This window comes from Achromobacter sp. FW305-C-30-7 (genome assembly GCF_058783105.1).
The window spans coordinates 85,966-108,595 of sequence record NZ_JBYSYI010000003.1 but is presented as its reverse complement, the minus strand read 5'-3'; the positions used below and the strand labels follow the sequence as shown (position 1 = coordinate 108,595).

The 22,630-nt window shown below is 68.5% G+C and carries 21 protein-coding genes and 1 pseudogene; 12 read left to right on the top strand and 10 right to left on the bottom strand.

Features of this window, described 5'->3' with window-relative positions; all coding sequences use genetic code 11:
- Positions 1-21: 21 nt before the first annotated feature.
- A complete protein-coding gene (locus AC3WOB_RS11235) occupies positions 22-921 on the top strand; it encodes a LysR family transcriptional regulator (protein WP_492275032.1) in 900 nt (299 codons plus the stop codon).
- Positions 922-957: 36 nt separating this feature from the next.
- On the opposite strand, the gene argC is transcribed toward AC3WOB_RS11235, so the two are convergent.
- Entirely contained in the window at positions 958-1,890 is a 933-nt protein-coding gene (gene argC, locus AC3WOB_RS11230; protein ID WP_492275031.1) for an N-acetyl-gamma-glutamyl-phosphate reductase, read from the bottom strand.
- A gap of 131 nt (positions 1,891-2,021) precedes the next feature.
- Here argC and AC3WOB_RS11225 point away from each other — a divergent pair, with 131 nt between their 5' ends.
- A complete protein-coding gene (locus tag AC3WOB_RS11225; protein ID WP_492275030.1) occupies positions 2,022-2,915 on the top strand; it encodes a LysR family transcriptional regulator in 894 nt (297 codons plus the stop codon).
- Here AC3WOB_RS11225 and AC3WOB_RS11220 read toward each other — a convergent pair.
- Complete coding sequence (locus AC3WOB_RS11220; RefSeq protein WP_492275029.1) at positions 2,901-4,688, bottom strand: chloride channel protein; 1,788 nt, start codon at positions 4,686-4,688, stop codon at positions 2,901-2,903. The two genes, AC3WOB_RS11225 and AC3WOB_RS11220, sit on opposite strands and share 15 nt — an antisense overlap.
- Positions 4,689-4,768: 80 nt before the next feature.
- Between AC3WOB_RS11220 and AC3WOB_RS11215 the strand changes: the two genes are divergently transcribed.
- The 6 genes and pseudogenes from AC3WOB_RS11215 to AC3WOB_RS11190 all read left to right on the top strand — a co-directional run bounded on the left by AC3WOB_RS11215 (position 4,769) and on the right by AC3WOB_RS11190 (position 10,672).
- The gene (locus AC3WOB_RS11215; protein WP_492275028.1) at positions 4,769-5,221 is read left to right on the top strand and encodes a MarR family winged helix-turn-helix transcriptional regulator; all 453 of its coding nucleotides are present in this window, start codon (positions 4,769-4,771) and stop codon (positions 5,219-5,221) included.
- Positions 5,222-5,294: 73 nt separating this feature from the next.
- Positions 5,295-6,473 (top strand): HPP family protein, encoded by a 1,179-nt coding sequence (locus tag AC3WOB_RS11210; protein WP_492275027.1) that lies wholly within the window; start codon positions 5,295-5,297, stop codon positions 6,471-6,473.
- A 63-nt stretch (positions 6,474-6,536) separates the two neighbouring features.
- Positions 6,537-7,976: a sensor histidine kinase gene (locus AC3WOB_RS11205; protein ID WP_492275026.1), complete on the top strand. Its 1,440-nt coding sequence runs from the start codon at positions 6,537-6,539 to the stop codon at positions 7,974-7,976.
- 17 nt (positions 7,977-7,993) lie between these two features.
- Positions 7,994-8,602 carry a response regulator transcription factor gene (locus tag AC3WOB_RS11200; protein WP_492275025.1) on the top strand — a complete coding sequence of 203 codons (609 nt, stop codon included), beginning with the start codon at positions 7,994-7,996 and terminating at the stop codon, positions 8,600-8,602.
- Positions 8,603-8,743: 141 nt separating this feature from the next.
- Positions 8,744-9,229: a GlcG/HbpS family heme-binding protein gene (locus tag AC3WOB_RS11195; protein ID WP_492275024.1), complete on the top strand. Its 486-nt coding sequence runs from the start codon at positions 8,744-8,746 to the stop codon at positions 9,227-9,229.
- Between the two features lie 65 nt (positions 9,230-9,294).
- Positions 9,295-10,672: pseudogene (locus AC3WOB_RS11190) on the top strand (3-deoxy-D-arabino-heptulosonate 7-phosphate synthase).
- Positions 10,673-10,697: 25 nt separating this feature from the next.
- Here AC3WOB_RS11190 and AC3WOB_RS11185 read toward each other — a convergent pair.
- From AC3WOB_RS11185 to AC3WOB_RS11150, 8 genes are all read right to left on the bottom strand, one after another.
- Positions 10,698-12,902 (bottom strand): rhodanese-like domain-containing protein, encoded by a 2,205-nt coding sequence (locus tag AC3WOB_RS11185; RefSeq protein ID WP_492275023.1) that lies wholly within the window; start codon positions 12,900-12,902, stop codon positions 10,698-10,700.
- A gap of 118 nt (positions 12,903-13,020) precedes the next feature.
- Entirely contained in the window at positions 13,021-13,950 is a 930-nt protein-coding gene (locus AC3WOB_RS11180) for a CysB family HTH-type transcriptional regulator (protein ID WP_492275022.1), read from the bottom strand.
- An 8-nt stretch (positions 13,951-13,958) separates the two neighbouring features.
- Positions 13,959-14,309, bottom strand: coding sequence for a VOC family protein (locus tag AC3WOB_RS11175; RefSeq protein WP_492275021.1), 351 nt, complete (start codon positions 14,307-14,309; stop codon positions 13,959-13,961).
- A gap of 122 nt (positions 14,310-14,431) precedes the next feature.
- The gene (gene metC, locus AC3WOB_RS11170; RefSeq protein WP_492275020.1) at positions 14,432-15,646 is read right to left on the bottom strand and encodes a cystathionine beta-lyase; all 1,215 of its coding nucleotides are present in this window, start codon (positions 15,644-15,646) and stop codon (positions 14,432-14,434) included.
- A 62-nt stretch (positions 15,647-15,708) separates the two neighbouring features.
- Positions 15,709-16,560: an amino acid ABC transporter ATP-binding protein gene (locus AC3WOB_RS11165; RefSeq protein WP_492275019.1), complete on the bottom strand. Its 852-nt coding sequence runs from the start codon at positions 16,558-16,560 to the stop codon at positions 15,709-15,711.
- The gene (locus AC3WOB_RS11160; protein WP_492275018.1) at positions 16,547-17,356 is read right to left on the bottom strand and encodes an amino acid ABC transporter permease; all 810 of its coding nucleotides are present in this window, start codon (positions 17,354-17,356) and stop codon (positions 16,547-16,549) included. Before AC3WOB_RS11160 ends, AC3WOB_RS11165 begins: the two co-directional genes overlap by 14 nt.
- A complete protein-coding gene (locus tag AC3WOB_RS11155; RefSeq protein ID WP_492275017.1) occupies positions 17,346-18,083 on the bottom strand; it encodes an amino acid ABC transporter permease in 738 nt (245 codons plus the stop codon). The genes AC3WOB_RS11160 and AC3WOB_RS11155 overlap by 11 nt, the downstream gene beginning before the upstream one ends.
- Before the next feature lie 12 nt (positions 18,084-18,095).
- Positions 18,096-18,932 (bottom strand): transporter substrate-binding domain-containing protein, encoded by an 837-nt coding sequence (locus tag AC3WOB_RS11150; RefSeq protein WP_492275016.1) that lies wholly within the window; start codon positions 18,930-18,932, stop codon positions 18,096-18,098.
- 210 nt (positions 18,933-19,142) lie between these two features.
- Here AC3WOB_RS11150 and AC3WOB_RS11145 point away from each other — a divergent pair, with 210 nt between their 5' ends.
- From AC3WOB_RS11145 to AC3WOB_RS11130, 4 genes are read left to right on the top strand one after another with little or no spacing between them, the layout of a single operon-like run.
- Complete coding sequence (locus AC3WOB_RS11145) at positions 19,143-20,012, top strand: VOC family protein (protein WP_492275015.1); 870 nt, start codon at positions 19,143-19,145, stop codon at positions 20,010-20,012.
- Positions 20,012-21,121 (top strand): DUF2817 domain-containing protein, encoded by a 1,110-nt coding sequence (locus AC3WOB_RS11140; protein WP_492275342.1) that lies wholly within the window; start codon positions 20,012-20,014, stop codon positions 21,119-21,121. The genes AC3WOB_RS11145 and AC3WOB_RS11140 overlap by 1 nt, the downstream gene beginning before the upstream one ends.
- 31 nt (positions 21,122-21,152) lie before the next feature.
- Positions 21,153-22,166 carry a quinone oxidoreductase family protein gene (locus tag AC3WOB_RS11135; protein ID WP_492275014.1) on the top strand — a complete coding sequence of 338 codons (1,014 nt, stop codon included), beginning with the start codon at positions 21,153-21,155 and terminating at the stop codon, positions 22,164-22,166.
- A complete protein-coding gene (locus tag AC3WOB_RS11130) occupies positions 22,163-22,606 on the top strand; it encodes a PaaI family thioesterase (RefSeq protein ID WP_492275013.1) in 444 nt (147 codons plus the stop codon). The genes AC3WOB_RS11135 and AC3WOB_RS11130 overlap by 4 nt, the downstream gene beginning before the upstream one ends.
- Positions 22,607-22,630: the final 24 nt, after the last annotated feature.

The following is a 22,630-nucleotide window of genomic DNA, read 5'->3' as shown; positions in this document are numbered from 1 at the left end:
AGGCTGATATGAGAGGCATGCATGGACTTCGATCTGAACCTCATGAGGGTTTTCCTGACCGTGCTGCACGAGCGCAGCGTCACCCGGGCGGCGCAGCGCCTGAACCTGACGCAGCCCGCCGTGAGCTACGCGCTGGCGCGCCTGCGCGAAAAGTTCGACGATCCCTTGTTTGCCCGCACCGCGTCCGGCATGCAGCCCACGCCGGTGGCGTTTGCCCTGGCCGAACCCATCGAACGCGGCATGAACAGCTTCGCCGAAGCCGTGAGCCTGCGGCAGCGCTTCGAGCCGGCCAGCAGCACCCGGCGCTTCCGCCTGTCCATGTCCGATATCGGCGAAATGGTGTTCCTGCCGTCACTGATGGAACGCATCCACGCCCTGGCGCCGCGCCTGCAAGTCGAGGTATTGGAGATTCCATTGGAACGGCTGCCGCAGGCGCTCAAGGAAGGCGAGGTCGATCTCGCCATCGGCAACCTGGCCGGGCTGGGCAGCGAAACCTGCCATGCCGAACTGTTCAGCGAGCGCTACACCTGCATGGGACGGCGCGGCCATCCGGTCTTGTCGGCCGGCCTGACGCGCAGCCAGTTCAAGCGGCTGGACCACATCCTGGTGGCCTCGCGCGCCAGCGCCCACCGCTTGCTGGACGACGTGCTGAGCGAGGCCGGGCTGCCGCGCCGGCCGTATCTGACCTTGCCGCATTTTTCAGCGGCGGCCGAGATCGTGCGGCGCACCGATCTCACCATGACCTTGCCCCTGCGGGCGGCGATCTGGTTCAACCGGGACGACGCCTTTCAGATACGTCCATTGCCCATCGTCCTGCCGCCGCTGTCCGTGACCGTGCATTGGCACGCGCGCTTCGAAAGCGACCCCGGCACGGTCTGGTTGCGCCGCCTGGTGGTGGAGACGCTGGCGGACCCTGCGTGAGCCAGAGCTGGCCACGCAGGCTCTTACCGCCGCGCACTACCTGATCGCGGCCAGCATCAGGTCCAGGTTCTGCACCGCCGCGCCCGACGCGCCCTTGCCCAGGTTGTCGAACACCGCCGTCAGCAGCACCTGTCCCTCCCGAGCATTGCCATAGACCGCCAGGCGCAGATCGTTGGTGCCATTCAAGGCCTGTGGATCCAGGTGGGTATGGGCGGCCGCCTCCTGCGGCGCCACCACCTGCACGTGCCGCGCGCCCTCGTAATGCTGTTGCAGGCAGGCGTGCAGGCGCTGCATGTCCACGCCCTCAGGCAGCAGGCGCAACTGCAGCGGCACCGTCAGCACGATGCCCTGGCGATAGGCGCCATAGGCCGGCACGAACACCGGCCGCTGCGTCAGGCCGGCATGGCGTTCGATTTCCGGCGTGTGCTTGTGCGCCAAGCCCAGCCCATAGAGCTGGAACGCCGGTCCGCCGCTGCCATCCGCGGCCTCGTAGGCGTCCACCGCGGCGCGGCCGCCGCCGGAGTACCCCGACACAGCATGGATCACCACGGGATAGTCGGCCGGCACCAGCCCCGCCCGCAGCAACGGACCCAGCAAGGCAATCGCGCCCGTGGGATAGCAGCCGGGATTGCTCACGCGCCGGGCCTGGGCGATCAGCCCGGCCTGTTCCGCATTCATTTCCGGGAAACCGTAGACCCAGCCTGGCGTCGTGCGGTGGGCGGAACTGGCGTCTATCACCCGGACTGCGGGATTGACGATGGAAGCGGCGGCCTGCCGGGCGGGTTCGTCGGGCAGGCACAGGATGGCGATATCGCAGCCGTTGATGGCCTGCGCGCGGCGCTGCGGGTCCTTGCGTTCCGCCTCGGGCAGCGTCAGCAGCCGCAGGTCCGTGCGCCCATTCAGGCGTTCGTGGATCTGCAGGCCGGTGGTGCCCTGGTCGCCGTCGATGAAAACTAGAGGATGGGTCATGGCGCTTGCGTCCTGGATCAAAGGGGGCGCCGGAAGGTTCCGGGCGCAGGACCTCATCATCGGTCCAGATCGTAGATAACAAAAGTCGAATATCATGACTGTCCAATTCAGCTTTCCTGAACGAGACCGTCATGCGTGAAATCAGCCTGGACCGCCTGCGCACCCTGGTCGCCATCGCCGACCTGGGCTCGTTCGCCGACGCGGCCCGCGCGCTGCACCTGGCGCCGCCCACCATCAGCCTGCACGTGGCCGACCTGGAGGCCCGCATCGGCGCGCCGCTGCTCACGCGCAAGCGCGGCCAGGTCCGGCCCACCTCCATTGGCGAAACCCTGCTGGAGCGCGCGCGCCGCCTGCTGGCCGACGCCGACCAGGCGCTGGATGACGTGCAGCGGCAGGTGCAGGGGCTGGCCGGGCGCGTGCGGCTGGGCGCCTCCACCGGCGCCATCGCCCATCTGCTGCCGCAGGCCCTGGAAACGCTGGGGCGCAATCATCCCGGCATCGACGTGCAGGTGGCCGTGCTGACTTCCCAGGAGACCCTGTTGCGCCTGGTCGACGGCTCTCTGGATGTGGGCCTGGTGGCTCTGCCCCAGCCGCCGCTGGAAGGTCTGGTGCTGCGCCCGTGGCGGCGCGACCCGGTCATGGCCTTCCTGCCCGCAAGCTGGAAGGCGCCCGCGCGCCTGACGCCGGCCTGGCTGGCCGAACGGCCGCTGATCCTGAACGACGCCAGCACGCGGCTGTCGCGCCTGACCGGAGAATGGTTCGCTGCCGCGGGCCTGAACCCGCGCGCCCGTATCCAGCTGAACTACAACGACGCGATCAAGAGCCTGGTGGCCGCGGGCTACGGCGCCACCCTGCTGCCGCACGAAGCCACCGCGCCGCAGCCGGATCCGCGCATCGAAATGCGCCCGCTGCGGCCCGCACTATGGCGTCCGCTGGGCATCGCGCACCGCGCCGGGCAAGTGGAGCAAGCCACCCGGCACGTGCTGGACGTCTTGTGGGAACTGCGGGTCTCAGCGGCCCGCTGAAGGCGTGCGGCGGAAGTAGGCGTTGCGCTGGCTTTCCTCGCGCAGCCGCCGCGCGCGCGAGCGGAACAGGTCCTTGCGCCCCACGATGCCCACCAGCCGGCCGTTGGCCCGGTCCAGGATGGGCACGCGCCCCGCGCCGGTCAGCGCCATGCGGTCGGCGATCTGGCTGGCCAGCTCCTCGGGATGGCCGTACACCAGGTCGCGGCCTTGCAGGGCATCACCCAGCGTGCGTCCGGACTGCTCGTCGTCGATCGCCCAGGCCAGGGTGTCGGCGCGCGTGACCTCGCCCACCACCACGCCTTGCGCGTCCAGCACCGGGTAGCTGGTATGCACCGGCTGCGCCGTCGTGAAATGCGCGATGGCCTGCGCCACCGTCCAGTCGGCCGGCAGGGTCTCGACCGGCGTGGTCATGACCTGGCTGACGCGCAGCAAGTCGAAAGGATCGACGCGGTACTCGCGGCTGATATGGTGGCCGCGCCGCGCGATTTTCTCGGTCAGGATGGATCGCTTCAGCAGCAGCACGGTGACCCCATACGCGAACACGCAGGCCGCCAGCACCGGCAAGAGCGCACCCATGTCGCCGGTCAGCTCCACCGCGAACAAGGTCGCGGTCAGCGGCGCGCGCATGGTGCCGCCCATCATCGCGGCCATGCCCAGCAACGCCCAAAAGCCCGGATCGGCCTGCGGCAGCAGAGGCGTCGCCAGCGCGCCCAACGCGCCGCCGAATATCAGCAGCGGCGCCAGCACCCCGCCCGAGGTCCCCGAGCCCAGCGCGACGGACCAGATGATGACCTTGACCACCAGCAACAGCAGCACGGCCTGGAACGCCAGATCGCCCGCCAGCAGATGGCGGATGTTGTCATAGCCCACGCCCAGCGCCGCCGGCTCGATCAGCCCGCCGATGCCGATGACCAGGCCGCCAAAGGCCGGCCACCACATCCAGTGCAGAGGCAGTTTTTCGAACAGGTCCTCGGCGGTGTAGACCATGGACGTCAGCACGCCCGACCCCAGGCCCGCCAGCACGCCTACGACGGCGCAGGCCAGCAGATGCGCGGGCGTGAACGACAGCGCGCCGGCGTAGGCGAAGATCGGTCCGGCATCCAGCACGAAGGCGCGCGTGGCCGCCGCCACCAACGCGGCCATGGCCACCGGCAGGAAGCTGCGCGGCTTCCATTCGAACAGCAGCAGCTCGACCGCCAGCAGCACCGCCGCCAGCGGCGTGGCAAAGATGGCCGTCATGCCCGCGGCGGCGCCGGCCACCAGCAGGGTCTTGCGCTCGCCGTCGTCCAGGTGGATGGTCTGCGCCAGCAGCGAGCCGATGGCGCCGCCCGTCATGATGATGGGGCCCTCGGCGCCAAACGGGCCGCCCGTGCCGATGGAGATGGCGGAAGACACCGGCTTCAACACCGCCACCTTGGGCTGGATGCGGCTCTTGCCGATCAGGATGGCCTCCATGGCTTCCGGAATGCCGTGGCCGCGGATCTTCTCTGAGCCATAGCGCGCCATCAGACCAATGATGAGACAGCCCACGACGGGAATGGCGACCGAGGCCAGCCCCAGTTGCCCCGTCGTAATCGGCATGTCCGCGAACGAGAACTGGTGGTGATAAGCCAGGTTGGTGCACAGCGCGATCAGGCGCAGCAAGGCCCAGGCCGCAGCCACGCTGGCCAGGCCGACCGGAATGGCCAGGCCCATGAGCAGAACCACGCGCTTGTCCGTGGTGAAGTCGCCCAGGCGCAGCGCGGCCCGGGCAGAGGAAGAAGTGGGAGGCATGTTCGAAGGGAGGAAGAATCTCGCAGGGATTTGCGAAATGTCATATATATCGTATCACGACATATATTAGAATTGGTCGGGTGAAACAGCACCCGCCCCCTCCCCAGTTGACCGCCACGGACTACGAACTGCTGGCCGACTTCCGCTACGCGCTGCGCCGCTTTGCCGCCTTCAGCGAAAACGCCGCCGCCGGCCTGGACCTGATGCCGCAGCAGCACCAGGCCCTGCTCGCCATCAAAGGCACCCGCAAGAGCACGCCCAGCCGCCGCGGCCTGTATGTGGGCGAAATCGCCGAACGCCTGCTGATCCGTCCCCACACCGCCGCCGAACTGGTAGGCCGGCTGGCGCGCCTGGATCTGGTCAGCCGCGAAGCCGACCCCGAGGACGGCCGCCGCGTCGAAGTGGTGCTGACCGCCCGCGCCGAGCGCATGCTGGAAGACCTGTCGGCCTCGCACCTGGAAGAATTGCGCGCCATGCGCCCGCTGCTGACGCGCCTGCTGACCCGCATCGGCGACGAACCCGGCGACGCCTGAACCCGCCTGGCTGCATAAGCTTATTCAGCGCCGCCAGTCCCCGCGTGATAAATTGTCGCCCCGCGACATATCGATGCGCGAGGAGATCGTTTTGGGTGTAGCAATAAAGCGCTGGCTGGGCTCGTTCGCGCCAGCGCCGGTGGGCGTCAACGGACGCGAGAAACTTTACGGCGTGCTGGGCGCGCTGCTCGGCCTGTTCTGCACGGAATGGGTGGGCCGCCACGCGCTGGGCGACGCCAGCCCCTGGTTCATCGCCCCCATGGGCGCCTCCGCGGTGCTGCTATTCGCCGCCCCCGCCAGCCCGCTCGCCCAGCCTTGGTCCATCATGGCCGGCAACCTGGTATCGGCCCTGATCGGCGTGTTCTGCGCCCAATTCATCCCCGTGCCTGGCGTGGCCGCCGCTGCGGCGGTGGCCCTGGCCATCGGCGCCATGTTCTCGCTGCGCTGCCTGCATCCGCCCAGCGGCGCGGTGGCGCTGACCGCCGTGCTGGGCGGCCCCAGCGTCGCCAGCCTGGGCTACGGCTTCGCGCTGTGGCCGGTGGCGCTGAACTCCGCCATCTTGCTGTGCATCGCCGTGGTCTTCAATGGCGCGCTCAAGCGCAACTATCCGCGCCGCCACGCCGACGCGGCCGCGGGCCACAACACGCGCGACCTGGCGCCCAGCGCCCGCCTGGGCTTCAGCCTGGCCGACCTGGACGACGCGCTCACGCAGCGCGGCGAGCTGCTGGACATCAGTAAGGAAGACCTGGAAGAAATCGTGCTGGCCGCGGAAATGCGCGCCAGCGTGCGCCGCTTCGGCGACGTGCATTGCGCCGACATCATGTCGCGCGACGTGGTGACGGTGCAGGCCCAGGACCCGCTGGACTACGCCGTGCGCCTGTTCGACAAGCACCGCCTGCAGGCGCTGCCGGTGCTCGATTCGGCCGGGCGCTACGCAGGCATGGTCAGCCAGGGCGACGTGCTCGCGCGCCGTAGCCGGTTGGCGGCCGTGGTGGCGGACGCGGACGCCGCGCCCGACCTGCTGGTGGCCGACTGCATGCGCAGCGAAGTTCCCTTCGCTACCCCCGGCCTGCCCGCCATCGAGCTGGCCCGCCCCATGTCGGACAGCCTGCATTGCGTGCCGGTGCTGGATGAAGCGCGCAACCTGGTCGGACTGGTCACGCAATCGGACCTGGTGGCGGCGCTCTACCAGATCGCGCTCGCGGCCAGTTCGCAGGCGCCGGACCCGCATGCCCAGCGGCTGGCCGCGTAAGCGCCAGCCCTCCGTAGCCCTACGGATTCCTGCCCGCGCCGGCCGCAAGGCATAATTTCAGGCGTGAATCCCCTATCGCGCGCACGCGCCTTCTTCTGCTGGCTGGTCCTGTTCGCCCTCGGCGCCCTGTGGATCGGGCGGCAGGATTACGTCGACCAGTACGAGCGCTTCACCCAGAGCACCAGCGTGGCACAGCGCATGCTGAGCCAGAAGACGGTGCAGCATGAAGCCGTGCTGGCGACCCTGGCCGCCCTCTCCCATCCTCCGGCTCCCGAACGCCTGTATCCCAGCCTGCAACCTGCCATGCCGCAGTTGCTGGGGCTGGGCTACCTGCCTGGCGGCGCCTGGAGCGGCAGCGTGGCGGAACCTGCCGGCCTTGCAGCCGCCGTCGAACGCGCGCGCGGCCTGGCGCGCCCGGTGACGCTGCCGGTGGACAATGCCCGCTACTGGCTGGTGGCGCCTTCAGGCTGGAGCCTGCTGTTGGACGCCCGCCAACTGGTGCCCGCCGCCGACTTTCCTTCCGGGCTGGCCAACCTGACCCTGACCGTGGACCAGACGCCGCTACCGCTCCTGGACAAGCAGCCCGACGCCGGCGTCCTGGGCTGGCCGCTGGCCCTGCAAAAGCCGCTGGGCGCGGCCAGCCAACCCTTCCAGATGCGCAGCACGCGCAAGCTGACCCCGGGGGTCTGGCCCTGGGCCACCTGGCTGGCCTGGGGTCTGGCCAGCGCGCTGCTGGTGGCCGGCGCCGCCGCCTGGCAGCGTTCGCGCGCCCAGGCCCGCCGCCAGCAGGAGCAACTGCGCCTGGGCGCCATGGCGCGCCTGAGCACGCTGGGCGAAATGGCCGCCGGCATCGCCCACGAACTGAACCAGCCGCTGACCGCCATCCTGGCCCAGACCCGCGCCGCCGAGCGCCTGCTGGACGACGAAGAAGAACGGCCTGCCGTGCGCCATGCGCTACTGGCCAGCGCCGAACAGGCCAAACGCGCCGCCGACATCATCAGCCGCATGCGCGCCCTGGTGCAGCCCAGTTCGCCCGCCCGCCGCGAAGCGCTGGATCCCGACGCGCTGGTGGCATCGCTGCGCTTCCTGCGCGAAGCCGAACTGGCGCGGCAGGGCATACGGCTGAGCTGGCACAACGCCAGTCCCGGCGTGCGCCCGCTGGGCGACCGCGTGGCCCTGGAGCAGATCCTGCATAACCTGGTGCAGAACGCCGCCGATGCCCTGGCTGGCGTTGCGGGCCCGCGCCAGATTTCACTGGCAGGCCGCGTCGAAGGCGACGACTACCTGTTCAGCGTCAGCGACACCGGCCCCGGCATCGCCGCCGACGCGTTGCCGCGCCTGTTCGCCCCCTTCTACACCACACGGCCGCAAGGCATGGGCCTGGGACTGGCGCTGTGCGAAACGCTGGCCGGCTCCATGGACGGCCGCATCGCCGCGCGCAATCTCAGCCCGGCAGGCGCCTGCTTCACGGTAAGCCTGCCGCGCTCCGGCGCCGCCGCATGACTACGCAGGACATTCCCATGCTCGAACAATCCCCGCTGGTATATCTGGTCGACGACGACGACGCCGTGCGCGACGGCCTGGCGCTGCTCTTGCGCAGCGTCGGCCTGCGCAGCGAGGGTCACGGCGATCCGCTGGCCTTCCTGGCCCAGCTGCATCCGCAGGCCATCGGCTGCGTGGTGCTGGACATTCGCATGCCCGGCATCAGCGGCCTGGACGTGCTGAGCCGGCTGGCCGAACAATCGGACCTGCCGGTGGTCATGCTGACCGGTCACGCCAACGTGGACCTGTGCCGCCGCGCCTTCAAGGGCGGCGCCATGGAGTTCCTGCAAAAGCCGGTGGACGACGACGTCTTCCTCGACGCCGTGCAGGCCGCCGTGCGCACCCACATCGCCAGCCGCGAGAAGCTCGCGGTGACCCAGGCCGCGCAGGAACGCCTGGACAAGTTGTCGGGGCGCGAACGCGACGTGCTGGAACGCGTCGTCCAGGGCCTCAGCAACAAGGAGATCGCGCGCGAATTCGACTTGTCGCCGCGCACTGTCGAGACCTACCGCGCCAATGTCTTCGCCAAGCTGGAAGCGGAAAACCTGGCCGGGCTGATCCGCGAATACGCGGGGCTGCTGGGCTAACGCCCGCGCACGCTGCAAGCAGCCTTGCGCAGTCCGCCTCCGTAGCCCTACGGAGCCCCCAGCGTAGCCGACCGAATACCGCGGATCGGCCGCCATCCTTAAGCTGTCTGTTCCTGTCACCGACCCACTAAGGACACAGACATGTCGCCCAAACTCATCGCCTTCGCCACCCTGTTCGCCTGCGCCGGCGCCGCCAATGCCGCCGTGCTCACCGAAAGCAACCTGTCCATGGCCGACGCGCAGAAGCTGGCGACGGCCACCGTCGCCGCCTGCCAGGCCAAGGGCTACAACGTCAGCGCCTCGGTGGTGGACCGCGCCGGCCTGCTCAAGGCTTTCGCCCGCTCGGACAATGCCGGCCCGCACACCATCGAAGCCAGCCGCGCCAAGGCATTCACCGCCGCGTCGGCCAAGACCCCGACGCTGACCATGCTGGAAAACGTGCAGAAGAACCCGGCCGCGGCCACCCTGACCGACATCCCGGGCTTCCTGGTGCTGGGCGGCGGCGTGCCCGTCAAGGCCGGTACCGCCGTGATCGGCGCCATCGGCGTGGCGGGCGCGCCCGGCGGCAACCTGGACGCGCAGTGCGCCGACACCGCCCTGCAAGAGAACGCCGCGCTGTTCAAGTAAGCCGCAGCAGGACTGGGCGCGGCGCGTTTGCCGCGCCGGCGGCATCGCGGTAGGCTTGGGGCGCCATGCCCCAGCCTGCCTCCCTGTCCCTGCTCGACGCCGTCTTGCGCCGCACCGCCCGGCGCTATCGCGTGCCGGCCGTTTCCAAGATAGCTGTCGAGGGCGCCCCGCCCGCCACCGCGCTGGCCGTCGCCATCGAACAGGCCCGCCTGTCGCTAGAAACCGGCCCCCCCCCCGCCCGCCATCAAACAGGCCTTTCTCGATGCCCTGGCGCGCCTGATCCGCGACGCCATGCGCGAGTCCGACGGCGATCCCGTGTTCCAGGCCATGCTGTTGCGGCACCGCCTGGCTCCCGTGCGCGAGTACGCCTCCCTGGCCGCCCGCGCCGCCCAGGACCGCCGTGAGGTCATCGCCGCCGCCAACGCCATCGCCCATCCCGCCAGGATCGAACGCATGCCAGTCGGCGCGGCGCGCGAGGCCATGGCGGCCCTGCAGGCGGCGGCAGCATCCGAATCATGGACGGCATTGCCGGAAGCCGCGCGTCGTCTTCTGAGCCTGCCTGCCGAATCGCAGCCCGCCGCAGCCTCAACCGTCCTCGACCGCCTGCTCGCAAGCCCAGCGCTGGCGCATCTGCAACGACTGGACGTCCTGGCCGCCGATGCCGACGTGCGCCGCTACCGCGCGCTGTGGGAACGGCAGGGCCCGCGTCCGGGCAGCGCCACTGCCCTTGCTGAAGGCAACGCGTCGCGGCTGCGCGGCGACGCCGTTGAAGCGCAGGCCTTGCAGGCGCTGGAAGCCCTGGCCCGCCGCCTCAACGACGCCGATGGCCCAGACAGCTACCAGGCCGTGTCCTCCATGCGCGTGCCGCCGTCGCTGCCCGCCAACGCCGAACGCGCCAAGAGCGAATGGGACGCCGCCCTGCTCCGCAAGACGGAAGACGCCAATGCGCCGCCGGCTTGGGATCTGTACCTGCTGCTCGAAGCCAAGGCCTCGGCCGACGCCGCCGCCACCGACTTCCCGCGCCTGTTGCGCGGCCTGCGCCTGCTGGCGCACGCGGACCCTCACACCGACTATGCCTTCAGCACGCGCCAGGGCCGCATCCCCCTGCGCGGCGCATCGCTGCGCGCGCTGCCCGCCGACGGCCCAGGGCTCGACACCCGCGTGCTCTATTTCTGCGACGGCCCGGCGGATGCCATTCCGCGCCTGCTCAGCGCCGCCAGCCGCATGCAGCTGCTATCCGCCCAACCCAGCCTGGACTACGCCGGCTGCTTGGCGCAGGGACTGGACGCGGCCCCGGAAACCCTGGAGCCGGTCTGGCGCCTGCTGCTGGAATCGGCGCAATGGACCGGCGTGCTGCAGCAGTACCCGACGCTATGCCAGGCGCGTGAGCTGATGGTGCATCCGGATGACCTGATGGCCGCGATCGAAGGCGCCACGCCCTGAGGCCGGCACCCGCCAGCCTATCAGCTCATTCCCGCCCGATCAGCCGGAAGTCCTGGCTGCCTTCGCGCTCCAGCTGCGCCACCAGCCCTAGCTCCCAGTCCAGGTAGTCCCGGAAGCCCTGATCCCGCGCAGCCAGATCCTCGAACAGATAGGGGCTGACGCTGTGGTCGTCGTCCCCGGTCAGCACGTCTTGCGCGCCACGCGCCAGTTCCAGGCCTTGCGCCGTCCAGGCGCGCGTGCCGCCCAGCAGGTAGCGCACTTGCCGCTGGCTGCGCCACGCCAGCTCGGCCGCCACAACGCTGGCCAGCACGCCGTCGGCGGAGGTCAGCACGACGGTCCGTCCACTATCCTCGGGCAGGAACTCGGCAACGCGGTCCGGCGCCGCGAACCGCGAACCCGGCACGTGGCCGCGCTCGTACGCGACCCGGGTATCGATGTCGAACAGCACGGCTTGACCGCTATCCAGCGCGGCGCGCAAGGCTTGCGGCCGCCACCCGCCCGCGTCTGGCCGATGCCGCAGCACCCGCCGCGGCTCGGGCCCGCTCTGCAATGCGGCCGACGCTGGAGGTCGGTACAGATAGACCTCCACCGCGCCCAACTGCGCCAGCCAGGCGCCGGTGGTCAAGGCGCGCACGCCGTCCCAATCCGCCAACACCACGCGGGCGCGGCGCGTCGCCAGGTACTCGTCCGTGGCCTGCACCAGCTGGCCGCCGGGCGCCCAGCGCCAGCCTTCGAGATGGCCGGTCTCGTACTCCTCGCGGGTGCGCACATCGAACCTGTAGAGCGTGCGCGCGCCCTGGTCCGCCTCGAATGCCTGCAAGGTGGCGGTATCGATATGCGCAATGCCCGCGCGGCGCGCAACATCGGCCGCCTGCTGGCGGGCCGCCGCCAGCGCCTCGGTTCCCGGTTCCGGCAGCGCGGCGTGCCTGCCATGGGCCAGTTCGCGACCCGACAGCAGCCATTCCATGGTGCCGTTGCGCAGCGACGCCACGCGGTTGGGTATGCCGGCGTCGATCAGCGTCTGCGCGCCGACGATGCTGCGCGTGCGTCCCGCACAGTTCACCACCACAAAGGTCCCAGGGTCCGGCGCCAGCTCGCGGATGCGATAGACCAGTTCCGCCCCGGGCAGACTGTGCGCGAAGGGCAGCGTGAAGTTGTGGAATTCCTCCGGCGTGCGACTGTCCACCACCACGATGTTGTCGCCGCGCGCCACGCGCTCGTCGAGTTCGTCCACGTCTATCCAGGGAGTGCGTTTCTCGTGTTCGATGACTTCGCCGAACGCCTTGCTGGGTACATTGGTGCCGGAGAACAATTCGCGCCCTTCCCGCTCCCAGGCGTCCGTCCCGCCGGCCAGCACCGAAATGTCGGTCCAACCCAGGCGCGCCAGCTTGGCCGCCGCCTGGTGCGCCAGCGTCTCGTTATCATCCACCAGCACGATGCGTGCATCGCGGCGCGGCGCCAGCCTGTCGATCAGCAGCTCCAGGCGCCATAAGGGCGCGGGCACCGCGTGCAGCAGATGGCGGCGCGCATGGCGGCCGGCTTCGCGCACGTCCAGCAAGGCGATCTCGCCCACGCCGCGCAATTCGTCCTGCAGGGATTGAGGGGAGATGCGCGCATGGTAGATCGCCGCAGGCGGCGAGAATGTGCGGTACGTGCCGCCCGCGGTGCTCTCGAACACCACGCGGCCATGCAGGCGGTCCAGCGCCAGCCCATAGAAATGCAGATGCGCGCCGGGTTCGTCACCCACCAGTTCGATCGTGTGCACGTCCTGCGGCCCCAGCACGATGGAGCTGCCAGGCGCCACATCCACGCGCTTGACGTGGCTCAGCACGTCGCGCAGGGGATCGGCACTGCGTTCGCGCGCATAGACCTCGTTGCGCTCGTTGCCTTGCACGCCGGCGATGATGGCCCAGGTCGTGTGGTCGTGCGGCGGCTGGGCCTTGCCCGGCGCGCCCAGAGACAAGTACAAGGCATGTCCGCCGTCCAGGTCCTCGGCCAGCCGGTAGATGGCGGTCGGCCTGCCCGGGACCACGGCAAACGCCTCCTCCGGGAACAGTTCCCGGCGCCGTCCCAGCGCCTCCAGCAGCGTTGCCACTTGGGCCAATTGTTCGCGCGTGGTGCTGGCGGCGTCGGGCGCCAGCCGCCGCGCGTGCGCGATGAATTCGCGCACAGCCTGCGCGCGTTGGTTGTGGATGTTCGCGGCCGCTGACGACGGTACAGATGTGCTCATGGGATGACCCTGGATTCCGTGGGGAAGAAAAGGTCAGCCTACTTGCGCGGCGTCGCAAGGGAAACGAAGCGATGCAACTATGGTTATGCGCAAGACGGTGGCGCGTCCGCCTATTGCCTCAGCCCGCGCCCTTCAGCTCGCGTTCAACGATCTCGCGCGTCAAGGTCGGCACGAACATCTCGACGAAATGGAAGGCGTAGCCGCGCAGCCATGCGCCGCGCCGTATCGCCAGCCGCGTCAGGTTGATCTCGAACAGGTGGCGGGCGTCGATGGCGCACAGGCGCGTGTCGCGTTCGGCATCCCATGCCACCGAGGCCACGATGCCCAGGCCCAGCCCCAATTCCACATAGGTCTTGATCACGTCCGCATCCATGGCGGTCATGACGATGTCGGGCGTGATGCCGGCCCGCGCGAAGGCCTCGTCGATATGCGCGCGGCCCGTGTAGCCGCGCCCGTAGGTAATGATGGGGAAGCGCGCAAGCTGCGACAGGCTGACGCCTTCTGGCTGGCGCTCCAGCGGATGGCCGCGGGGCACGATGATGCTGTGGCTCCAACGGTAGCAAGGCAGGTTGACCAGCCCCGGATAGTCGGCCACCGCTTCCGTCGCCACGCCGATGTCGGCCTCGCCCTCCAGCAGCATTTCCGAAACCTGCTTGGGCGAGCCCTGGTGCAGGTGCAGCACCACCTCGGGATAGCGTTCGCGGAACTCCTTGACGACGGGCGGCAAGGCGTAGCGCGCCTGCGAGTGGGTCGCCGCGATGGACAGCACGCCGGTCCTGCTGTCCGCGTATTCGGCGCCAGCGTGCCGGATGTTGTCCGCGCATTGCAGGATCTGCTCGACCAGCGGCAGGATCAATTCGCCAGGCGGGGTCAGGCCGATGAGCCGCTTGCCCGAACGCACGAAAATGTCCACGCCCACCTCTTCCTCGAGTTCGCGGATCTGACGGCTGACGCCGGGCTGCGAGGTATGCAGGCTTTCGGACACGTCGGTCAGGTTGAAATCCTGGCGCACGGCTTCGCGCACGGAACGCAATTGCTGAAAATTCATCGCGCGCCTCAGCCCAGGAAAGCCAGCTGATTGCCTGACGGATCTTTCACGTACATCACGCGCGGCTCGGCATCGGGCAAGGAACAGACCGGATGGAGACCCGCCAGGCGCAGCCGCGCCAGGATGTCGTCGTAGGCGCGGGTCTTCAGCGCCAGATAGTCGGGCCTGACCTCGCGGCTGACCTCGTCCACCGGAGACAGCGACAAGGTCGCCTCGCCCAACGCGAACAACAAGCGCTGGCCGCCGGCCCCGGCCACTTCATCCAAACCGATGATGTGACTATAGAACTCGCGTACCGCCTCCTGTCGTTGAGCAAGAAAGGAAAGCTGCACCGACCCGATGGAATGAATAGTAGACATGCCCTGCCGCCAATCATGGAACAGGGCAAATTCTAGTGGTCGCGGGTACCAACGGACAAAGAGGTATATGTTGCTTCTACATAGCCGGAAACCCTAAAGAAAACCGCTCATTTGCATATGCTTCAAGCACTGCGCCGCAGAGCTTCGCGCGTGGCCGCGAAAGCGCGCTCCAGGTCGGCGATCAGGTCCAGCGGACTTTCCAGCCCGATGTGCAGGCGCACCACCGATTGCGTCTGCGGCCCATCCTGCCAATAGCTGTGCTCGGCCAGGCGCTCGGGCGCGGCCTCCAGTGCCAGGCTTTCGTAGCCGCCCCAGGAGGCGCCGATCGAAAAATAGCGCAAGGCATCGATGAAGCGCGCCGCGGCCGTGGCATCGGCATGCCGGAACGCGAACGACACCAGGCCGCTGGCCCCGCTGAAATCCCGCCGCCACAGGGCGTGACCCGGGTCCTGCTCCAGCGCCGGGTAATAGACGCTTGCGACATCTTCATGCCGCGCCAGATATCCAGCCACGGCAAGCGCGTTCTTATGGTGCCGCGCAAGCCGCACGTCCAGCGTGCGCAGGCCGCGCAGGGTCAGATAGGCGTCGTCCGCGCCCACCGACAGGCCCAGCGCGTCGTGCGTTGCCGCGACTTGCCGGGCCAAGTCGGGACTGTCCACTGTGACCACGCCCATCATCACGTCGGAATGCCCCGCCAGATACTTGGTCGCCGCCTGGATGGAAATATGCGCGCCCAGTGCCAGCGGCTGATAGTACAGGCCGCCACTCCAGGTATTGTCCGCCGCCACCAGCACGCCATGGCGCCGCGCCACGGCCGCCAGCGCCGGCAGGTCCTGCACCTCGTACAAGAGCGAACTGGGCGACTCCAGATACAGCAGGCGCGTGTTCGGGCGGATCAGCGGCTCCAGTTCGTCGCGCGTGGCGGAAAAGTACTCCACCTCGATTCCATAGCGTTGCAACAGCGCGCGGTCCACCTTGCGCACCGGCGAGTAGACGCTGTCAGCCACCAGCGCGTGTTCCCCCGGCGCCAGCGTCGCCAACAGCACCAGCACAATGGCCGACAAGCCCGAAGGCGCCAGCAAGGTGCGATAGCCGCCTTCCAGCGAAGCCACCGCCTGCTCCAGCGCCTGATGGGTGTCCAGGCCATGGCGGCCATAGGTCGCCACGCGCTCGCCGGCGGCGCGTTGCCGGCCCAAGGCCGCCTGCGCGGCCGTGTCGGCAAAACGCACAGTGCTGGTGCGCACCACCGGCACGTTCACCGGCCCCGCTCCCTGCTTCAGGTTGGGCGATCCGGCATGCACCAGCCGGGTCTGGACGCGAGCGTCTGCCAGGCTCATGCGCGCACCTCGGCAAGGTTGGAGATCGGGGATACGAAAGTCATGTGCAGCTCCATCATGGTTCACACTGCCAGACGCAGCGGATCGAAATTCAAGTAGGCCTGTATGGGATCGGCAACGCTTTCCGGTGGCGGCGCCGCGCCGACCGCCCGTTGCAGGAAGGCACGGGTGCGTTCGCTGGCGGGCGCCCCGAACATGCGCGCCGGCGGACCGGACTCGACGACGCGGCCGGCTTCGGTGAAATACACGATGTCGCTGACCTCTTCGGCAAAGCGCATTTCATGGGTCACCAGCACGCAGGTCAGGCCGTCCTGCACCAGTTCGCGGATCACGGTCAGGACTTCACCGACCATCTCCGGATCCAGCGCGGAAGTCACTTCATCGAACAGGATCAGTTCCGGCTGCAAGGCCAGCGCGCGCGCAATCGCCACCCGCTGCTGCTGGCCGCCGGACAGTTCGCCGGGATAGGCGTGCGCCTTGTGCTCCATCCGCACCTTGGCCAACAGCTCGCGGGCACGCGCCTCGGCCTCCGCCCGTGGCAGGCCGCCCACCTTGATGGGCGAGATCGTCAGGTTGTGCAGCACGCTCAAGTGCGGGAACAGGTTGTACTGCTGGAACACGAAGCCCACGCGCTTGCGCAGGCCAATCAGTTCGGCTTCCGTCTTCAAGGCATCGACGCGCACGCCGCCGACCTGGATGCGGCCGCGCTGCGGCCTTAGCAGTCCGGTCATGCAGCGCAGGATGGTGGACTTGCCCGATCCGGAGGGACCGATGATGGACACGGCCTGGCCCTGCTGCACCTCGACGTCCATGCCCTTGAGCACCTCGGTCTGGCCAAAGGCCAGATGCACATCCCGCAGGCTGACCAGAGCGGTCTGGGCGGCGGCGCGCGCCTCGAATTCAATAATGCTCATGACGTCTTTCCAGATACCGCGTCCAACGCGCGATGGGATAGCAATAGGCGAAGAACAGCGCCAATAGCGTGAAATAAACCAGTATGGTGAAGTCGGTGCGCGACACGGTATTGCTGGCCACCGTGGCTGCGTCGACCAGATCGTGCACGCCCACCAGCGAGGCCAGCGACGTGCTCATGGTGATGCTGGCGTACAGGTTCATCCAGGACGGCAGCATCCGCCGCAGGCACTGCGGCAGCACGATCATGCGGAAGATCTGCGAGCGCCGGAATGCCAGCGATTGCGCGGCCTCCCATTGCGCGCTGGGAATGGACTGGATCGCGCCGCGGAAGATCTCGGCCACGTTGGCGCTGGCCGGCAAGCCCAGGCCGATGACGACCTTGATCCAGTCCGGAAACGGCAGGCTCCATCCGCCCAGCCTCAGCTCGAAGGGAAACACATAGGTGGTGAAGTACACCAGCACCAGGATGGGCGCATTGCGGAACAGCAGCACATAGGTGCGAGTCAGCCGGCGCAGCAGCGGCGATGGCGACAGCGATACCGCGCCCACCACCAGCCCGGCCAATGTGCCCAGCATCATGGCCAGCACGCTGAGCTGGATGTTCATCGCCAGCCCGCGCAACAAGGCGGGCGACCACTGCCACAGCGCTCGCACCGCGGCCGGCGCCGTGCCGCTGGCCGCCCATGCCAGGTTCAGGGCCGCCAGCGCCAGGAATATTGCAAGCCAGGGATCGCGCAACGCCGCCGGCAACCGACGCCCCGCTGCCCCCGCCCGCAACGCCAAGTCATTGGCCATAGCCAGGCATCCTCAAGCGTTCCTCCAGCCATCTCCCGCCCAGGCCGACCAGCCAGGTCAGCAAACCGAAGTACAGCAGGATCAGCAGCAACAGTTCCAGCACGTTGTCGCGATACGACCAGATCATGATCGATTCATAGGTCACGTCGCCCACTGCGATAGCGGAAGCGATGGCGCTCATCTTCACCAGGTCCACCAGGTTGTTCACCAGCGACGGCAAGGCAAAGCGCAACGCCAGCGGCAGTTGCACCTGGGTCAGGATCTGGCGGTGCGAAAACGCCAGCGAGCGCGCCGCCTCCATCGTCACAGCGGGCACCGCTTCGATGCCAGCGCGCAGAGCCTCGGCATGGAATACCCCCTTGTGCAGCGCCACCACGATCACCACCCAGGCGAACGGGGCTATTGGACTGCCGCCGCCCAGCTTTTGCGTGATCAGCATGTTCAACACCAGGAAGGCGCAATACAGCTGCACCAGCGTCGGCGTGTTGCGCGTGACTTCCACAAAAGCCTGCAACGGCCGGGCCAGCCAGGCGCGACCGCTGGTCAGGCCCGCCGCGATCAGCACGCCGAACAGCAGGCTCGCCGGTATGGTCCAGGCGCACAACTGCAGGGTGACCAGCAGCCCTCGGCCGAACGCAGACAGCTCGCCCGCGTCCAGCACAAAGCTGTAGTTCAGCCCCAGCGGCTTGAAAAAGCCGACCCAGGCTTGCAATGCCGATTCGAACATGCCCGGTCCGCCTCAGCTGCCCTGCTTGTACTTCGCGTGCAGCTCCTGCAGCAGCGGCTGGGGCGGCGCGATACCCAGGCGTGCTTCCGTGGCGATCAGCCAGCCCCTGCGGTGCCAGTCCTGCACCACCTTGTCCACGGCGGCGATGGTGTCGGCCTCGCCCTTGCGGGCCCAGACCACCGAATTGGCCGGCAGCACCTCGGAGGCGATGGGCGCGTGGTAGTCCTTCCATTCCGGGTTGCTGCGCAGCAGCGGCTGGATCAGGGTCGAGTCATGCACGGCCGCGACGCACTGGCCGCCGCGCAGCGCCAGCAGCGAATCCGACGAGCTCTTGTAGCCCTTGACCACCGCGCCGTAGTCGGCCGACAAAGGCCGCGCGAAGCTGCTGCCCTGCGACACGCACACCGGCTTGCCGCGCAGGTCTTCCCATTTGGCGATGCCGCTGGTCTTGAGCGTGGCGGCCGTGCCGCCCACCCGGAAGAACGGCGTAGGCGCATAGCCCAGGATCTCGGCGCGCTCGGGGTTGAGTTCCATGGACGCGATCAGCAAGTCCACCTTGCCGGAAATCAGGAACTGCGTGCGCGTGGCGGTCTGCACCTGCACCAGTTCCGCCTTTACGCCCAGATCCTTGGCCAGCTCGCGGGCCAACTCCGGGTTCCAGCCCACCAACTGCTGCGTGGCCGGATCCAGCGAGCCGAACACGCCGCCATTGGCCAGCACGCCGATGGTGATGGTGCCGCGTTCCTTGACCTTGTCCAGCGTGGCGTCGGCCTGCGCCGCGCCGGCGGCCAAGGCCAGCGCCAGGGAGATTGCGATGCGGGCGGCGCCCGGAGTCTTGCGAGTTGCCATGTCGTTGTCGATGGATATGCATTGAACGGACCTCCATGCTGAGTGCGAGTAAGCCCTGGAGCAAAGAAGACTTTCAGATATGAATATGCGGATGCCCTCTGCGCCCGGGCACGAACAGAAAACAGATATCCACATGCGAATTCAATCGTTCTGGCCCGACTTCGCATCGGCCAGACTGCCCGCTTCCGTCAAGCAAAATCAGGAAACGCGATGTCCATACCCTCAGTCACCGGACTGGACCACTACATCATCCGGGTGCATGATCTGCAGGCCGCAACCGAGCAATATCAGAAGCTGGGATTCGCCCTGGCGCCGCAAGGCCGGCATCATCGCGGCACGCGCAACCAAACGCTGATCCTGGACGCGAACTACCTGGAACTGCTGGCCTTTCCGCCGGAACTGCGCGACCAGTCGCGCTTTGCAGGCTTCGACGACGCCTACGAAGGTCCAGTATCCGTCGCGCTGCAAACCACCGACAGCAGCGCCGTGCACGCGGAGCTGGCCCGCCTGGGCATAGAAGCCGAGCCGCCTCAGCGCGGCGGTCGCCCGGTGCACTTGCCGCAAGGCAGCGAGGACGCGGCCTGGAACAACACCCAGTTTCCCGCCGGCCTGTTCGCGGTGCCGGATTTCTTCACCTGCGGCCATCTCACGCGCCATCTGGTGTACCGCCCCGAATGGCAGGACCATGCCAATGGCGCGCGCCGCATCGAATCGCTGATCGCCGTGCATCCCGAGCCGCAAGCCCTACGCCCCGCGTATGAACGCGTGCTCGGCTCTATTGCCATCAGCGAGCTTCCGGACCAAGGCCTGCAAGTGCGGCGCGGCAGCCTGCGCATCGACTTCCTCACGCCCGCCGCCTTCGAACAGCGCTTTCCCCATGTGCGCGTGCCAGCGGGCCTGCCCGCCAGCAGCCAGGGCGGCTGGTTCGCCGGTTCCGTCATCGGCGTGCGCGATATCGGGCAGACGCGCGCGTGGCTCGACAGCAAACAAGTCCCCTACCGCGCCAACGCGCAAGGCGAACTGGCGGTAGCGCCCGAGCATGCCGCGGGCGCGCTGCAAGTCTTCGTGCAGGAGGCATGATGGGCCAGCCCCTGCCCGACTACTGGAATTGCTTTTCCACCGGCTACGCGGCGGCGCGCGAGGCTTTCGTGACGGCCGCCGCCGCACGCGGCGCCGCGCTCTCGCGCCACGAGCACCCCACGGCCAAGGACCCGCAAGGCCGGCCGCTGACGGTAGACGTGGCAGTGCTGGGCCGCCCGGACGCCACCCGCAGCCATCTGGCCATCAGCGGCACCCACGGCCTGGAAGGCGCCGCCGGCTCGGCGGTGCAGCTGGCCTGGCTGCAGGCGGACGGCAGCCTGCCCTTGCCGGACGACGTCAACGTGGTGCTGGTGCATGCGCTGAATCCCTACGGCTATGCCCATGACACGCGCACGACCGAGAACAACGTCGACCTGAACCGCAACTTTATCGACCACACCCGGCCCGCGCCTGCCAACCCGCACTATGCCACCCTGCATCCACACCTGATTCCGCGGCATTGGACAGAGGCCGCGCTCGATGCCGGCGCCGACGCGCTCGAACGCTTCCGCCAGCAGCATGGCGCGGATGTGCTGTTCAACGTGACGGCCAGCGGCCAATACACGCATCCGGATGGGCTGGTCTACGGCGGCAGCGGCCCCGAATGGTCCAACCGCACGCTGCGGCGCATCGTTGACGAGCACCTGGGCGCAAGCGAGCGCGTGGCCTTCATCGACTGGCACACCGGCATAGGCGAATACGGCGAGCCCTTCTTCCTGTGCTTCAACCCGGACGGCAGCGCGGAACAGGCGCAGGCCGCCGCCTGGTGGGGCGCCGAGCGCGTGTTGGGACAGCGCCCGCACGGTCTGGCCCGCCCCGACTACCAGGGTCTGGTGTTCCGCGGCGTGCAACAGGCCCTGGGCGCGCGGCCGCTGGCCGGCGCGGTGGTCGAGTTCGGCACGCGCGGCTTGCAAATGCGGCCGGCCCTGAGGCTGGACCAATGGCTGCGTTTCAAAGCCCCCGCCGCGCCTGACGCGGCGCGCGACGCGCAGTTGCGCGCGGACCTGGTCGACGCCTTCGTTCCCGTATCCAGCGTCTGGCGCCGCAATGTGGTAGCCCACGGCCTGCAGATCACGCGCCAGGCCATCGCAGGCCTGGCGGCGTGGTGAATCTTCCCTTTACCCACACTTCAAGACACTCATGAAAGCCATTGTTTTGCGTGAACACGGCGGCAGCGACAAGCTGCGCCTGGAAACCGAATTCCCCGATCCCGTCGCCGGTCCCGATGACGTGGTGATCCGCGTCCAGGCCTCGTCGCTGAACTACCACGACGTGTTCACCCGCCGCGGCATGCCCGGCATCAAACTGCCCTTTCCCGTCATCATCGGCCTGGACGTGGCCGGCGTAGTGGTGCAGACCGGCGCCAACGTGCGCGACTGGAAGGCGGGCGACCGCGTGCTGGTCGACCCGATAGACCGGGTCGACGGCGGCCTGGTGGGCGAGACCATCCACGGCGGCCTGGCCGAACTGTGCCGCGTGCCGGCGCATCAGCTGCTGCGCCTGCCCGACGAGGTCAGTTTCGACCAAGCCGCCGCGCTGCCCGTGGCCTACGGCACCGCCCTGCGCATGATGAACCGCATCGGCCAGGTCCAGCCCGGCGAGAAAGTCCTGATCCTGGGCGCCAGCGGCGGCGTGGGCGTGTGCGCCGTGCAACTGGCCAAGCTGGCTGGCGCCGAAGTCATCGCCTGCGCCGGCAGTCCCGAGAAGGCCGAAACGCTGCGCGCCCTGGGCGCGGACCACATCATCCTGTACACCGAGGAAGACTTCCTCAAGGCGGTCCAGGAGCGTTTCGGCAAGCCGTCGCGCCGCCGCTCCGGCAAGCCCGGCGGCGTGGACGTGGTGGTCAATTTCACCGGCGGCGACACCTGGGTCAAGTCGCTGCGCTGCCTGCGCCTGGGCGGCCGCCTGTTGACCTGCGGCGCGACCGCGGGCTTCGACCCCAAGGAAGACCTGCGCTATATCTGGACCTTTGAACTGCAGATCCGCGGCTCCAACGGCTGGGAACGCGAGGACCTGCACGAACTGCTGACGCTGGTGCGCGACGGCCGGCTGCGGGTCCATGTGGACCGCAAGTGGCCTCTGGAACAAGGCGCCCAAGCGCTGGCCTCGCTGGAAGATCGCAAGATCGTCGGCAAAGTGCTGGTGTCGGCATGAGCGCGAATCCAAAACCGCCCGCCGCCACCCTGGACGCAGCCGCCATCCAGGCCAAGTTCGACGATTCGCCGTTCATCGCCTGGCTCGGCCTGTCGGTGCGCGACGTCAATCACGAGCAAGGCGAGTTGACCGTGCTGGCCCCCATGCGCCCCGAATTCGAGCGTGGCGCCGCCAGCGGCCAATGGCATGGCGGACCGCTGGCCGCCGTGATCGACACCGTGGGCGATTTCGCCGTGGGCATGCTGCTGGGCCGGGGCCTGCCAACCATCAACTTCCGCGTCGACTACCTGCGCCCCGCCGTCAATACCGCGCTGACCGCCGTGGCCCGCGTGCGCCGCAACGGCCGCAGCGTGGGCGTGGCCGACGTGGATCTCTACAACGACCAGGGCGCGCTGGTGGCCATCGGCCGCGCCAGCTACGCCACGCTCAGCCAGGGCTGAGCGGACTCTCATCTTCAAGGACAC

Excerpts from the sequence above, each read along its gene's own strand:
- AC3WOB_RS11210 (WP_492275027.1), top strand. The coding sequence starts at position 5,295 with ATGCGCGAGGAGATCGTTTTGGGTGTAGCAATAAAGCGCTGGCTGGGC.
- AC3WOB_RS11140 (WP_492275342.1), top strand. The coding sequence starts at position 20,012 with ATGGGCCAGCCCCTGCCCGACTACTGGAATTGCTTTTCCACCGGCTAC.
- AC3WOB_RS11155 (WP_492275017.1), bottom strand. The coding sequence starts at position 18,083 with ATGTTCGAATCGGCATTGCAAGCCTGGGTCGGCTTTTTCAAGCCGCTG.
- AC3WOB_RS11220 (WP_492275029.1), bottom strand. The coding sequence starts at position 4,688 with ATGCCTCCCACTTCTTCCTCTGCCCGGGCCGCGCTGCGCCTGGGCGAC.
- AC3WOB_RS11225 (WP_492275030.1), top strand. The coding sequence starts at position 2,022 with ATGCGTGAAATCAGCCTGGACCGCCTGCGCACCCTGGTCGCCATCGCC.
- AC3WOB_RS11195 (WP_492275024.1), top strand. The coding sequence starts at position 8,744 with ATGTCGCCCAAACTCATCGCCTTCGCCACCCTGTTCGCCTGCGCCGGC.
- AC3WOB_RS11145 (WP_492275015.1), top strand. The coding sequence starts at position 19,143 with ATGTCCATACCCTCAGTCACCGGACTGGACCACTACATCATCCGGGTG.
- AC3WOB_RS11160 (WP_492275018.1), bottom strand. The coding sequence starts at position 17,356 with ATGGCCAATGACTTGGCGTTGCGGGCGGGGGCAGCGGGGCGTCGGTTG.
- AC3WOB_RS11200 (WP_492275025.1), top strand. The coding sequence starts at position 7,994 with ATGCTCGAACAATCCCCGCTGGTATATCTGGTCGACGACGACGACGCC.
- metC (WP_492275020.1), bottom strand. The coding sequence starts at position 15,646 with ATGAGCCTGGCAGACGCTCGCGTCCAGACCCGGCTGGTGCATGCCGGA.
- argC (WP_492275031.1), bottom strand. The coding sequence starts at position 1,890 with ATGACCCATCCTCTAGTTTTCATCGACGGCGACCAGGGCACCACCGGC.
- AC3WOB_RS11185 (WP_492275023.1), bottom strand. The coding sequence starts at position 12,902 with ATGAGCACATCTGTACCGTCGTCAGCGGCCGCGAACATCCACAACCAA.
- AC3WOB_RS11135 (WP_492275014.1), top strand. The coding sequence starts at position 21,153 with ATGAAAGCCATTGTTTTGCGTGAACACGGCGGCAGCGACAAGCTGCGC.
- AC3WOB_RS11150 (WP_492275016.1), bottom strand. The coding sequence starts at position 18,932 with ATGGCAACTCGCAAGACTCCGGGCGCCGCCCGCATCGCAATCTCCCTG.
- AC3WOB_RS11165 (WP_492275019.1), bottom strand. The coding sequence starts at position 16,560 with ATGAGCATTATTGAATTCGAGGCGCGCGCCGCCGCCCAGACCGCTCTG.
- AC3WOB_RS11175 (WP_492275021.1), bottom strand. The coding sequence starts at position 14,309 with ATGTCTACTATTCATTCCATCGGGTCGGTGCAGCTTTCCTTTCTTGCT.
- AC3WOB_RS11180 (WP_492275022.1), bottom strand. The coding sequence starts at position 13,950 with ATGAATTTTCAGCAATTGCGTTCCGTGCGCGAAGCCGTGCGCCAGGAT.
- AC3WOB_RS11130 (WP_492275013.1), top strand. The coding sequence starts at position 22,163 with ATGAGCGCGAATCCAAAACCGCCCGCCGCCACCCTGGACGCAGCCGCC.
- AC3WOB_RS11235 (WP_492275032.1), top strand. The coding sequence starts at position 22 with ATGGACTTCGATCTGAACCTCATGAGGGTTTTCCTGACCGTGCTGCAC.